This window comes from Cohnella hashimotonis, assembly GCF_030014955.1.
Classification (GTDB): domain Bacteria; phylum Bacillota; class Bacilli; order Paenibacillales; family Paenibacillaceae; genus Cohnella; species Cohnella hashimotonis.
In genome coordinates this window covers 4,335,792-4,349,557 of record NZ_JAGRPV010000001.1, presented here as the reverse complement: position 1 = coordinate 4,349,557, position 13,766 = coordinate 4,335,792, and the positions used below count along the sequence as shown (strand labels likewise).

Annotated in this window: 7 protein-coding genes; all 7 read left to right on the top strand. The window is 59.1% G+C overall.

Features of this window, described 5'->3' with window-relative positions:
- Nucleotides 1-70: 70 nt before the first annotated feature.
- The 7 genes from KB449_RS36515 to KB449_RS17605 all read left to right on the top strand — a co-directional run bounded on the left by KB449_RS36515 (nucleotide 71) and on the right by KB449_RS17605 (nucleotide 13,646).
- Nucleotides 71-202 (top strand): hypothetical protein, encoded by a 132-nt coding sequence (locus tag KB449_RS36515; RefSeq protein ID WP_350356273.1) that lies wholly within the window; start codon nucleotides 71-73, stop codon nucleotides 200-202.
- Between the two features lie 147 nt (nucleotides 203-349).
- Nucleotides 350-1,831: an ABC transporter substrate-binding protein gene (locus KB449_RS17630; protein ID WP_282909619.1), complete on the top strand. Its 1,482-nt coding sequence runs from the start codon at nucleotides 350-352 to the stop codon at nucleotides 1,829-1,831.
- 27 nt (nucleotides 1,832-1,858) lie between these two features.
- The gene (locus KB449_RS17625) at nucleotides 1,859-2,785 is read left to right on the top strand and encodes a carbohydrate ABC transporter permease (RefSeq protein ID WP_282909618.1); all 927 of its coding nucleotides are present in this window, start codon (nucleotides 1,859-1,861) and stop codon (nucleotides 2,783-2,785) included.
- A 16-nt stretch (nucleotides 2,786-2,801) separates the two neighbouring features.
- A complete protein-coding gene (locus KB449_RS17620; RefSeq protein WP_282909617.1) occupies nucleotides 2,802-3,629 on the top strand; it encodes a carbohydrate ABC transporter permease in 828 nt (275 codons plus the stop codon).
- Nucleotides 3,630-3,725: 96 nt separating this feature from the next.
- Entirely contained in the window at nucleotides 3,726-6,503 is a 2,778-nt protein-coding gene (locus KB449_RS17615) for a cache domain-containing sensor histidine kinase (protein WP_282909616.1), read from the top strand.
- 3 nt (nucleotides 6,504-6,506) lie between these two features.
- Nucleotides 6,507-8,090 carry a response regulator transcription factor gene (locus KB449_RS17610; protein WP_282909615.1) on the top strand — a complete coding sequence of 528 codons (1,584 nt, stop codon included), beginning with the start codon at nucleotides 6,507-6,509 and terminating at the stop codon, nucleotides 8,088-8,090.
- An 867-nt stretch (nucleotides 8,091-8,957) separates the two neighbouring features.
- Complete coding sequence (locus KB449_RS17605) at nucleotides 8,958-13,646, top strand: heparinase II/III family protein (protein WP_282909614.1); 4,689 nt, start codon at nucleotides 8,958-8,960, stop codon at nucleotides 13,644-13,646.
- Nucleotides 13,647-13,766: the final 120 nt, after the last annotated feature.

Below are 13,766 nucleotides of genomic sequence, written 5' to 3'. Positions count from 1 at the left end.
GTCGATTTTCCGCTGCGATGAAATCATCAGCTATGTGTCCGGTTATATGACATAAGAGCCGAGAGACGTCATCTTGACGGGGACGCCTGAGGGCGTCTTGCTCGGTCTGCCGAAGGAGGAGAGGATTCATTTGCTGCCCGGAGACATCGCGACCGTAGCGTTCCAGAAGCTGGGTAGCCTCCGAACCCGCCTATGGGGTTGACATTGCCATTTCGGGCTAGCGGAGACAAGGCTGAACGATACAAGAAGTCATGAAAGGAATACAAAAGTAATTTCCCTCGCTTTTGAACGGTGCCCAAAATCGCTTAAATATGAAGTGTAAGGTAATCTTACTTTGAGGGGGACTCCTATGAAACGGTTTAAGAAAAGTTTTCCGCTCGCGCTCATCGCGGGCATGCTCCTGATCGCGGCGGGCTGCGGCGGCAACAACAACGGCAACGCTTCCGGCTCGCCGTCCGCCTCCGCGCCGTCGGCTTCGGCGCCCGCGGCCTCCGGCTCGACCGACGCTTCGCCTTCGGCCGAAGCGCCGGCATCCGAGGAGCCGGTCAGCCTGAAGTTTTACACGATCTCGCCTTCGGACAAGGATGTATTCGATGCCGCTTATCCTGAATGGAGCAAAGCGCATCCGGACATCTCGGTCGAGATGGTCGTCCTCTCCGGCGACGATTCGCTGGACAAAATCCGCGTGGCGATCGCGGGCGGGGAGAAGATCGACCTGGCGTACATGGAGCGCGATTCGTTCCGTGACAAGGCGCCGAAGCTGTATTACAAGCTGAACGATCTGCTCACGAAGGACGGCGTAGAATATCTGAAGGAGTTCGGGGAATACGGCCGCGCCACGATGGTCGGCAGCGACGTCTACGGCATCGCGAACATCGCGGTACCGAGCGCGATCTGGCTCAACAAGGACATATTGCAGGCGGCGAATGTCCCCGTGCCCGACGATAGTACCTGGACGTTCAAGGACTACTTCGACCTGCTCAAGAAGCTGACGATTAAAGGCGCGGACGGCAAGACGACCACTTACGGCGGCATTCACTGGCAGCGCGCGCCGATGGTCGCGACAGGTATTTTCGACATCGCCACTTACGGCGGCTGGGATATCGTAAAGGAGGACGGTACGCCGAACGCGAATGATCCGGTGCTGAAGCAGGCGGCCGATTATTTCTACCAGGCGATGTTCGTCGACAAGACGATTCCGACCGAAGCCGACGTCAAGGCGAACAAGGTGATTGCCCTGTACGACATGCTCAAGGGCAAGTTCGCGACGATGATGGGCGCCTCCAGCAGCGCGCTTCAGATGGACACGTTTAAGCTGCAAGGCAATCTGACGGAGGAGACGGACGCTAAGGATCCGTTCGTCATTCTGAAAATGCCGCGTTGGGACGCAAGCTCCCCGGCCGGGCAAGCGACGAACATCGTCGTCAGCTACGCCGTGACGAAAAATTCCGAGCATCCGGAGCAGGCCTATCAGTTCCTGAAATGGTACAGCACCAAGGGCGCCGAGCTGTCGGCGAAGGCGGTTCACCGGGTGCCGACCTGGACGAATGCCGATCAGAACGTGCTGATCGACGGCTGGCGTTATTACAAGGACAAGGACGGCAACATCGTGCAGGGCAAAGACAGGTCCGCGCTCTACAAGCAGGTTCTCGATCCGTCGATCGTGCCGATTTTCCCCAAATACCGCGATCAATACGCTTACTCCTCCATGATGCTTGACGAGCTGAACAATCAGCTCTCGCTCATGCTGGCCGGCGAGAAAAGCGTGGACGACGCTTTGGCCGACGCGCAGAAGGCTGCGGAAAAAATATACGCCAAAGAGAAGAAATAATCGGAAACGGGGAGCAAGGCGAGGGGCGTGCGCGCTCCCCGCTTGCTTCCGAAGGAGAGGATCGCGCTGCGGCTTAAATATCGGACGAAGGAAACGATCGCCGGCTATCTGTTCATCCTGCCCAACATTGTCGGGTTCGGCGTATTCACGCTTTTCTCCGTACTGTTCTCGCTCGTCATCAGCTTTACCGACTGGGACATGATGTCGTCCTGGCACGATCTACACTTCATCGGCTTCGCGAATTTTGCGGATGCCTTCCAGGACGACCGCTTTCTTGCTTCCTTGCGGAACAATTTGTTTTTCCTCGTCCTCGTGCCCGTCCAGCTGCTGCTCGCGCTCGTCTGCGCCGTCGTGTTGAACGAGAAATTCGTGGGACGCTACCTTGTGCGGTCCGTCGTTTATTTGCCCTACATTACGAGCTTCGTGGCCGTTTCGCTCATCTGGTTCCAGCTGCTTCAGCCGTCGGACGGCGCGGTCAACGGACTGCTGCGCAGCATCGGCATCCACCATCCGCCCGGCTGGTTCGGAAGCAGCGATTGGGTCAAGCCGTCGATCTTCATGGTGCTGACGTGGCAGACGCTCGGGTATAAAATTTTGCTGTACCTGGCGGGACTGCAAGGGATTCCCGCGCATCTCTACGAAGCGGCGGAGGTAGACGGCGCATCCGGCTGGCACAAGTTTTTTCGGATAACGGTGCCGATGCTCGCCCCTGTCACTTTTTTCATACTGATCATTTCTATTATCGATACGTTTCTCATGTGGTCGAACATCCAGATTTTAACCGACGGGGGACCGGGTACCTCCAGCACCGTCATCGGCTTCTACATTTACAAGGTCGCGTTCGGCTATTCCAAGATGGGCTACGCTTCGGCCATGTCTTGGCTGTTGTTCGTCCTCATTTTGATGATCACTCTCATTCAATGGAGAGGCCAGAAAAAATGGGTTAATCACTAGTCACCGGAGGATAACGATGGGAACGCTGCTCAAATACGCTTTCCGGTACGCGCTGGCCGCTTCGATGCTCATTCCCTTTTTATGGATGGTGTCCACTTCCTTCAAGACCGCGCAGAACGTGTTCGAATTCCCGATCCGGTGGATCCCCGATCCGATCAACCTGGACGGCTACCGGTACATCTGGTCCGGATCGAGCCTTGGCGTCAAGTTCGTCGTCTTTTATTTCAACTCGTTCAAGGTCGCGCTCATCGTCATCGCCGGCACCTACTTTTCCTGTTCGCTCGCGGCGTACGCTTATTCCAAAATCGCTTTTAAAGGCAGGGAATTGTTTTTCCTGATCAAGATCTCCACGATGATGGTGCCTTTTCAGGTGACGATGATCCCTACGTTCATCCTATACCGGAACTTCGGCCTGCTCGACACGCACGCCGCGCTGTGGCTGCCTTCGTTTCTCGGTTCTTCGTTCGGCGTGTTTCTGCTCCGGCAGTTTTACCGCGGCATCCCGGACGATCTGACCGAATCCGCCCGCATCGACGGAGCCGGGCATCTGCGCATCTACTGGAGCATGATTCTGCCGCTGACGAAGCCGGCGATGGTGTCGCTCATCGTGCTCACCTACATCGCGACCTGGAACAATTACGAGACGCCGCTCCTCTACTTAAGAAGCCCGGAGCTGTATACGATTCCGCTCGGCCTTAAGGTGATGGTCGACGATATCTACAACGTGAACTATCCGGGCATTATGGCGGGCGTCGTCTGCTCGCTCATCCCGATTCTCGTCTTGTTCGCGGCCGCCCAGAAATACTTCGTGCAGGGCATCGCCTTCTCGGGAACGAAAGGGTAACCGGATTTTCTTAAAAAAAGATCGACGGGATTCGACATCGTTCGGTATATTAAAAGGAAAGCACGGCTATCCCCATTCTCATTCGTTCCGGCGGGGGTGTGGCAACTGAACATCAGGCATAAGCTTACGCTGTTTGTCACGGGCTTTTCTTTGCTGTGCTACTTTATGACTTGCTCGCTGTTTTACAGCGTCTACGCCAATGCGATCAAGCAGAATGCCTACGATACGAGCCGGACGCAGGTCGCCTCCATCGGGGGCAACCTCGATTCCTTCTTCGCGCGTCTGTCCGACGGGACGAAGCTCGTCGCCGAGGACCCGCAGGTTACGGACTTTCTGGGGAAATACGCCCGCACCGGCGACCCGTCCGGCGCGGGAGCGGCGCTCGAACGCGCGTTAAACGAGTTCGCCGTCAAGATGAACAAGGAAGTCGAATATGCGCAGATCGTTCCTGCCGAGGCGGGCAGCGATCTCAAGTTTTCCACCGGCTACGAATTCAGCCGCTCCGGCCTCGATTGGAGCCGCGCGGTATGGGAGGAGCGGGATCCGCTCTCCGGCTGGATCATGAGCGGCAGCGGCGACGGAGCCGCGAAGCCGGTCTATCTGAGGCAGATCCGCGAACAGACTGCCGGCCCGACGCTTGGCGTCGTGGCCGTTTTCCTGCGCGAATCGGTCTGGCCGTCGTTCGTTCAAGGCAATCAAGTGAATCTTCGCCTCGCCACCTCGACGGGGAGTCTCGTCTATGCCACCGGCGACGCGGCCCCGGCCGCCGCACAGCTCGATCCCGATTCCAAGCTTTTTCGCGAAGCGTCAACCCTTGACGTTCGCCGGATCGGGGGCGATGCCTATATCGTCTCCTCCCAGCGAACCGCCAACCGCCTTTTCGTTCTCGTCAGCCTTACGAGCATGCACGCGCTCTTGAACGAGATCTCCCAAGTCGGCATTCTCATCGTCATGGTCGGACTGCTCTCCTTCTTTTTAACGTTCCTTTTCTCGTTATTCGTCTCGGGTCGCCTGACGGAATCTCTCGACGAGGTGCGCCGCCAGATCGGCGATTTAACGTCGGGCCGACTGGCTGACGGACAGGTTTTTTCGCGTTCCCGCCTCGCGGGCAGCCGCGGTTTGTCGGGCAAGGTTCGCGTGACGCTGATTTACGCGACGATCGTCATCCTCCCGATGGTCCTGTCGATACTGATCATGAACGAGCAGGCGGGCAAGTCGATTCGTTCCCAGACGCTGAGCCATCATCAGAATCAATTGAAGTTCACCGCGCGTCGCATCGATGCGGCGCTCGATCTGTACGACCAGAAGCTTCAATACCTGTTCGGGGAAAAAAGCCTTAACGCCGACGCGGCCGGATATGCGGCCGGCGCCATCGGCCGGGAGGAATGGGCGCGAACGGCCGAACGGACGGCGATGCGGCTGGAGGCGGTCGCATCCGGCGCGCTGTCGGTCGCAGTGTACGATGCCGACCGCAACCTCATATACAGCAAGGGCTGCGCGCCCCCCTTCGCGGGCGGCATGCTGCAGCGGCTCGAGGACAATCCGAGCAACCGGACGGTCTGGTTCGCGACCGCATCGGCTTGCGGCTCGTACTACGCGGCGTATGGAAAAAGGCTTGTCGCGCTGACCAACTACGACGGCGTCGGCTTCTTCGATTCGATCGGGTTCGTCGTGCTGTCGTTCAATGAACAGCTCTTGCAAAATGTGTACGATCCGCGCCCGGAGGAGACGTCCACCGCGCTGTATTTGACGGACGAAGCCGGGACGGTTGTGTCGCATCCGTGGAAGTCCCGTATTGGCGGCGAAAACTCGTCCGGCGGCGAGGCGCTTCCGGAAAAAAAAGCAGGCGGGGTCACGTTGACCGAACCGCTGTCGGAATCCGATTGGCTGCTGGCGGAACGAATCCCGAACGGGCTGCTGAACGCGCAAATGCCCAAAAACAGCCTGCTGCTCTGGAGCTCGATGCTGGCGGATTTTCTCGCGATCTCGGCAGGCATTTACACCTTTCTCCATTATCTCATGCGGGGCATACGGCAGCTTAACCAAGGGATGGAGCAGGTCGCGAACGGCAATCTGAGCGTCCGGGCGGACATCCGCTCGAGAGACGAGGTAAGGCAGCTGGCGGACGGCTTCAACGATATGGTGCGCAGGCTGAACGAACTGATGGCTGAAACCTACATGCAGGGAATCCGGCGCAAGGAAGCCGAGCTGAATTCGCTGCAGGCTCAGATCAACCCGCATTTTTTGTACAATACGCTCGAATCGATTAACTGGGAAGCAATGATGATGACGGGAGGGCCGAACAAGGTGAGCGAGATGGTGACCGCCCTGTCGGACCTGCTTCGCCTCAGCATCAGCAAGGGCAAAGAGATCGTCTGGTTCCAGGACGAAATCGATCATGTCAAAAACTACTTGATCCTGCAGAAGGAGCGGTACAGCGACAAGTTCGAAGTGGAGTGGCAGATCGACGAGCGGCTGTATCGGTACCGGACGCTGAAGCTGATCCTGCAGCCGCTCGTGGAGAACGCGATCTATCACGGTCTGGAACTGAAGGACGGACCTGGCGTGATCTCGATCAAGGGGCAGCTGGCGGACGGCGGCCTTGCGCTCGAGATCGCGGACGATGGCCTAGGCATGGACGAGGCGCAGCTGGAGGCCGTTCGCAGCTCGATCGAAGAGCAGCGCCCGTCCCAGCCCGCGGGCATCGGCATTCGGAACGTGCACGAGCGAATCAGGTTGTATTACGGCGAGTCCTACGGCATCGAGGTGTTCAGCGCGAGGAACGCGGGAACGCGAATCGTGATTCGCCTGCCGATCCACGAGGACGGGGACGCTTACGGCGCGCCGCCATTTTTTGAAGCGGAGGGGAGTTAATCGATGTCGATGTACAAGCTGGTCATCGTGGACGACGAGGAGAAGATCAGGGTCGGACTCCGGACGATCGTCGATTGGCCGTCGCTCGGCTTCGAGCTGATCGGCGAAGCGACGAACGGAGCGGATGCGCTAAAGCTGATCGAAGCGACAGCCGAACGCCCCGACGTTATCTTGACCGATATTCGTATGCCCGTGATGGACGGGATCGGGCTGATCGAGCAGGCGAAGGAGCGCGGCTTTGAACTGCAGTTCGTCATTCTCAGCGGCTTCGATTATTTCCAGTATGCGAAACGGGCGATCGAACTCGGCGTGTTCGATTACGTCCTCAAGCCGACCAAGCTGCCAGAGCTTAAAGAGAAATTCGGCAAGCTGAAGCGGAAGCTGGACGAGGAGCGATCCAATAAGGCCAGACAGCGTGTCAGCTCGAAGCTGCTCCGGGAGAAAGCGATCAAAGACATCGTGTACGGGCATTGCAAAGGGGAGGAGGAACTGGCGGAAGCGGCTGCGGAGGCGGGGCTGCCGTTTCGCCCCGGAGCCTTCGTATACGCGGTAGCGACCGTCAAGCCGCAGGAGGCGAAGGATCGCAATCTGCCGTTCGGACTGGAGGATCGGCTGCTCCGCCAGTTCGGCGACCCGCTTGATGCGTTCGTCGCGGCCGATCAGCTGGGACATCTGGTCGCGCTCTGCGCCTGCCCGCTCGAGGGGGAAGGGGCGTTTAGGCAGGAGCTCGCGGAAGCGGGCAGGCGAACGATCGCGATGCTCGAGCGGGAGGACGTCGTCGCCAATGTCGGACTGGGCGAGCCGGTCCGCAGCCTGGCGCAGGCGTACGAATCCTACAAGCAGTCGCTGATCGCGCTGCAGTCCGTCTTTTTCCGCGGGTATCGGACGGTGCTCCGATATCGCCCCTTGCCGGATGAACCCATGTCCGCCGAATACCCGTCCGAATACGAGAAGAAACTGATCGCGGCGATCGATTCGGGCAGCAAAAAGGAAGCCGCAGCGGCGGTGGACGACCTGTTCCGCACGGCGCTGTCCGACGAGCGGCTGCTCCCCGCCCAGGTGTACAAAATCTGCCTCGAGATGATCATCATTTTGTGCAGACAGTTCCAATCGCAGCACGAGGGCGTATCCGATATTTTCGACGAGAAGCGCCTGCTCTATCTGAATCTGGCCGACTTCGCGACGCTGCACCGGCTGAAGCAGTGGTTCAGGGAGCGCATCGATCTGATGGTCGATCTCATTCTCGACGGACGAGACCGCCACAACAGCCGAATCGTGAGCCATATTAAAAAGCTGATCGAGAAGAGTTACCACGAGCAAATCACGCTGCATGACATCGGCGACTCGCTGTTCATGAATCCGGACTACTTGAGCAGGCTGTTCAAAAAAGCGACGGGGCAGAGCTTTATCGACTACCTGACGAATTACCGGATCGACCAGGCCAAGCGGTTCCTGAAGGACGTATCGACCAAGAGCTACGAGGTCGGCTTCCGGGTCGGCTATCAGAACCCCAGCTATTTCGCCAAGACCTTCAAGAAAGTAACCGGCAAATCCGTCTCCGAGTATCGCGACGAGGGGCGGGATTGACCCTCTATCGGAAGTGCACTTCGCATGATCTGCGGCCCTGCGAAGGGCTTTTTCGACTTGTCAAAACGCCTGAAATCAAGGTGAATTCGCGGCTCGCTTACTGATTTACGCGGTATAACTGCTTCCTGACCGCGCTCGTGCCAAAGGTCGCCGTCCCGTCTTTTCCGCGACACCAACTGCCGTAGCCATCACCCGTTAGCGAAACACGGAATAACCGTGCAACTCCCGCAGAATCCGCTGTCGGCAAGGGGGAGTAACACGGAAAATAGTAAAACTATACGCCGATAAGCGCAAACGGTCACTAACGCCACCGCTGGGACGCTCGAAAAGGTGCCGATAAGCGCAAACGGTCACTAACGCCACCGCTGGGACGCTCGGAAAGGTGCCGATAAGCGCAAACGGTCACTAACGCCACCGCTGGGATGCTTGGAGAGGTTCTGATAAGCGCAAACGGTCACTAACGCCACTCCTGGGAACTTCGATAAGGTGCAGATAAGCGCAAACGGTCACTAACGCCACTCCTGGGAACTTCGATAAGGTGCAGATAAGCGAAAACGGTCACTAACGCCACCGCTGGGACGCTCGAAAAGGTGCCGATAAGCGCAAAAAGATATTAGCGCCCTTCCCCCTAAGCCTGCGCGCAAGCGCATAGCGTTTGAATGACGCCAAGGAAGTGCCCCTTCGCCTGATCTGCGGCCTGCGAAGGGCTTTTTCCGTACGTTCCGACGGCGCGCCGCGGGAGATCGCAGAAGCTCGTGCGACATCGACGGAAATGGAACAGAAAGGTCGGATCCGGGACTACCTTCCCGTCTTCGAAGCTGATTCAATGAAGCTGTCTTCATATCGGACCGAAGGGAGAGGGCGTTTATGAAAGCTTGGATGAAAGGGATGAGCAGGTTTGTCAGTTTGACGATGGCGTTCGGCCTTGCCGCCCCGCTGCTGCTGGCGATGCCGGACAGAGCGGCTGCGGTAGACAATTACGAAGTGGTGGAGGACTTCCCGGGGCCTTCGCCGTCCGGCTGGACGAGCTCGTCCGGCATTACGTCCATGAGCGCGTCGTCCGTCGCTTACGAAGGGGCTTACAGCCTGGCGCTCGACTACGCGCTGGACGCGTCGACGACGACGGCTTCGGTATCCAAGACGCTGCCGGGCGTCGATGCGAGCGTTTATAACGGCGTGCAGTTCCGGCTCAAGGGGCCGGACGTCGTCGGCAGCTACACGTTTAAAGTAACGACCGCCACAGGGACGTGGCAGACCGCGCCGATGCAGTTCGGCAGCTTCGACTTCGCGAGAATCTTCCTGCCCTGGTCGGGCTTTCGCAAGAGCGGCGATCTGTCCGTGGTCGCGACCGCGGCGGACATGGCCTCCGTCTCGCAGCTGACCTTCCAGATCGGGCGGCGTTTCGGGGAGACCGCGCCGTCGGTCTCCGGCACGCTTTACCTGGACGACATCCGCTGGGCCGAAGATCGGGTGGACGACTTCGAGAGCGGCATCTCGGGATGGACCGCGGACGCTTACTCGACGCTGTCTCAGAGCGCCGGCGCCGGCGAAGCGTTCGAAGGGGCTTCGGCGCTGCGCATCGATACCGATTTCGCCGGGCAGCCTGCCGGCTCGGTATCGACGGCGACCTATGGCTTCGCTACCGAAGCGGACGCGAGCGAATGGAACGGCCTCTCGCTGCTCGTCAAGGGCGACGGCTCCGGCCAGCGCTTCTCGGCCGGGCTGCATACCGGAGCGGGGGCGACCTTCGTCACGAAGCCGTTCGCCCTGGACTTCGAAGGCTGGCGGCGCATCCCCATCTACTGGGGCCAATTCTACCAAGGCGCCTACGTCTCGCCTACGGCGGCGGATCTCGCGGACATCGATCAAGTATCGTTCTCGATTGAGCGCGCGGGCGCGGCATCCGCATCGACCGTCTACGTAGACTCGGTGCTGTTCACGGACACGCACGACCTGTTCGCGAATCTCGACCTGTCGCAGCCGGCGATGTCGGCCGTGCAGGCGGATATCGCCGTCAAGGACTACGAGAGCGCCAAAGCCGATCTGCTCGCTTACATGCAGGCCAGAACGTCCCCCTCCTATTTTTACAATTGGTCCGACCGTACGTCGATCATGAATGCCTTCAATTCCCAATATCCGAATGCCATCGACGCCATCGTCGCTTCGGCCGGGCTGGCCAAAAACAGCGACTTTACGTTCGAAGGAGATCACAGGCAGCTCGATCCCGACGGCGACGGCGATATCGTCTGGCAGCAGGGCAACAACGTGTTCACCCAGTATCTGGCGCGTACGGGCTGGTGGCTGGATCTGGGCAAAGCCTACTGGAACAGCGCGCTCGGCATCGCCGACGAATCGTACGCAGCGGCGTTCGTCGCTTCGCTTCGCGACTTTTACCGGGACGCGCCGATGCCGCATACGATTCTGTTCAGCACGTTCAGCAACAGCGATCTGGCCTCGTTCTACGTGCCGGGAGGCAATCTGTGGGGCGGGCTCGATACCGGCATCCGGATGGACAACTGGGTCGGCGCTTACGCCTTCTTCGTCCAGTCTCCGACGTTCACCGCCGAGGACAACTACCTGTTCCTTCAATCGCTGCTCGATCAAGCGGAATATTTGTACGGCTACGAGGGCGCGTATCGCCCCGGCAATATGCAGATCATCGAATGCTACGGACTGTATGCGGCCTCGGTCATGTTCCCCGAGTTCGCGCATGCCGCCGACTGGAACGCCCGCGCCAAAGCGTTTCTGCAGGAGCAGCTGGACGACGGCGTGCTGAGCGACGGCTTCTTCAAGGAGCTGACGTTCGGCTACCACGAATGGATGATCGAGACGTTTTTCCGGATGAAGTCGCTCGGCGACATCGGCGGCGACCCGTTCTCGCCCGCCATGGACGCAAAGCTGGAAAAAATGTTCGAAGTCGATATGAAGATGATGGATCCGAAGGGCAACACGCCGCCGATCAGCGACAGCCAGCCGTTCAACCGCCGTTCGCTGCTCTCGCTCGGGGCCGCGCTATACAGCCGGGGAGACTTCAAGTATTTGAGCGACAATAAAATCAATAGCGCCTACTTCTGGTCGCTCTCCTCCGCTACGCAGGCCAATCTGGCCAACATGACGTCCACCGTGCCGAGCTTCACCTCGGTCCGGCTGGACGATGCCAAGTATTATGCGATGCGCACGGGCTGGAACGACGGCCACTACTTCGTTTTTGACGCGGCGCCTTATCTGGCGGGACATTATCACCGAGACCAGCTGAACATCATTGCCGAATCGAACGGGGAACCGATGATCGTCGATCCCGGCAAGGGCAATTATTCCGACTGGGAGAACTATCCCTCCTACTTCGTCTACAATGCGCACAATACGGTGTTCATGGACAACTACGTCAATTCGCAGTATCCGACGCCGGTTGAGAAAGCCTGGGAGACCGACGCGAGCCACGATTTTGCGGCGGCAAGCGTCGACTACAGCAGCCTGGATACGCCGATCGCCGCCAACCGGGCGCCGTTCGCTGCCGAGCGCAACGTTTATTTTGCCAAGCCGAACTACTGGATCATGAACGACCTGCTGACGCCGACGGATCCGGCAGTTTCGCATACGTATTCGCAGCAGTTTCACTTCTCGCCGTCCGCGATCTCGGTGAACGCGACGACCAAGGCGATCGAGGTGAACGATACGATCGACAACTTTGAGGTCAATTCGCTGTCCGCCTACACGAAATCGGCCTACACGACGATCGCGAACGTCGATACGGAGAAGTACGAGGGGCAGCGGGGCTTGAAGGTCGATTACAATCTGGCGCTCGGCAGCAACTGGTTCCGCAAAAACGCGCCTTACAACGCGACCGCCGTCTCCGGGATCTCCGTGTGGATCAAGGGCAACGCCAGCGCGGATGCCATCAAGCCGTACCTGCTCACCTCGTCTGGCAACTGGATTTATGGCCAGACGCTGTCGCTGAACTATACGGGCTGGAAGCAATTCACCCTTCCGTGGCGGACGTTCGCGAAAGAAACCGACAGTACGATCGCGATGGGACCGGGGCAGGCGACGGGCATTACGTCGGTCGACTTTCACTTTCAGGGCACCGGAGCCGGCACCGTGTATTTTGACGATATCCGCTTCTACGACTTCTACGATATCGACAACTTCGAATCGCAGCGCATCGCGAATTTCGAAGACGGCAGCCTGAGCGGCTGGACCGGCAGGCTGAGCTCGCCAGCGATCGACACCACCTCTTCCTATTCGGGCGCGAAGAGCCTGAAGTACACGCTCTCCTTCCCGGCGGGAGGCACCTCCAGCGACTTCGACTACATCCGCAAGACGCAAAGCTACGACGCCTCGAAGACGGGCGGTGCGGTGCTTGCGGTCAAAGGTACGGGCACGCCGATCAACTTCACCTTTTACTTGAGCACGACGAACGGGACCGCGACCAACGTCTGGCGACTGAAGCAGAGCTATACGATGAACTATTCCGGCTGGCGGCTGTACTACCTGCCCTGGAGCAGCTTCGTTAACGCGAGCAATACGTCGCTGGCGCTCACGTCGGCGGACGTCAAGCAGGTTAATTTCGTCGAGACGCGCTTCATCCGATCGTCTTCGACGGCCTTGAATCCGGTCGTGCAGATCGACGAGCTGGGATTCTTCGATTATTACCAGGAGAAGGATACGTTCGATGTGGGGCTGGACACCTGGTCGGCGGCCGATTCGGCGATGACGCTCTCCCTCGATTCGGCGAACAAGTTCGAAGGGGCGAACGCGCTGAAGCTTAGCTTCTCCATGGGCGCCGGCGCGACGAAGTCCGCCGCGCTGAAGACCGGCAGCTATATCGCCACGAACGGGCTGTACGCGGGCGTGTCGCTGCGCGTCAAGGGCAACGGGGACGCGAACAACAAGCTGCGGCTGCTGCTGAACGGCTACATCTCGCCGGCAATCTCGCTCGCCTCGACGGGGTGGAACACCGTCTACTTCCCCTGGAGCGACTTCACGCTTGAAGCGAACCCGGCCATCGTCATGGGCGAACCGCAGGTCAAGTCGCTCGAGCTGCGGGTGGAGCGCAACGGCGGCAGCGCAACGGGCACGATCGATGTGGACAACATCGGCTTCGTCGGCAGCATTCATAACAATATGACGATCGTCCCCGCGGATCCGGGCGCCGTCGCTTCGGTCGACGCCTATACCGGCTGGGTGTATTACAATGCCGGCCGGTACGAGAAGGCGCCCTATATCAAAATCGTCAAAACGGCGACGGGCAACGCCTTTTACGATACGATTCTCTATCCGGGCGCGAAGGGGATGTCGCCCAAGGTGACCGTCACCCGGCTCGGCGTCTCCGAGAACGGGACGACGCTTTCGCCGACGCAGGCGTCTGGACTGCAAATGACGATTACGGACGGAGGTCATACGTATACCGACACGTATCTCATCTCGCATGACGGCAGCGGCACGACCAGGCAATTCGGCAGCTATTCCTACAACGGAGCGAAGGCTTATATCCGCAGCGAAAACGGCGTCGTAACGCAAACGGTGACCGATCCGGGCGCCACGCTGACGCCGTAGCGCTCCTGCCGCTGCCTGCGGGCGGCCGACGATAGCGTAAAGCCCCAAATTAGCCCTGGAACCGCGGAAGTCGCTGATGCCGAAGAAGTCTTAAAAGGCAACCAAAGGTCGGTTTCGTCG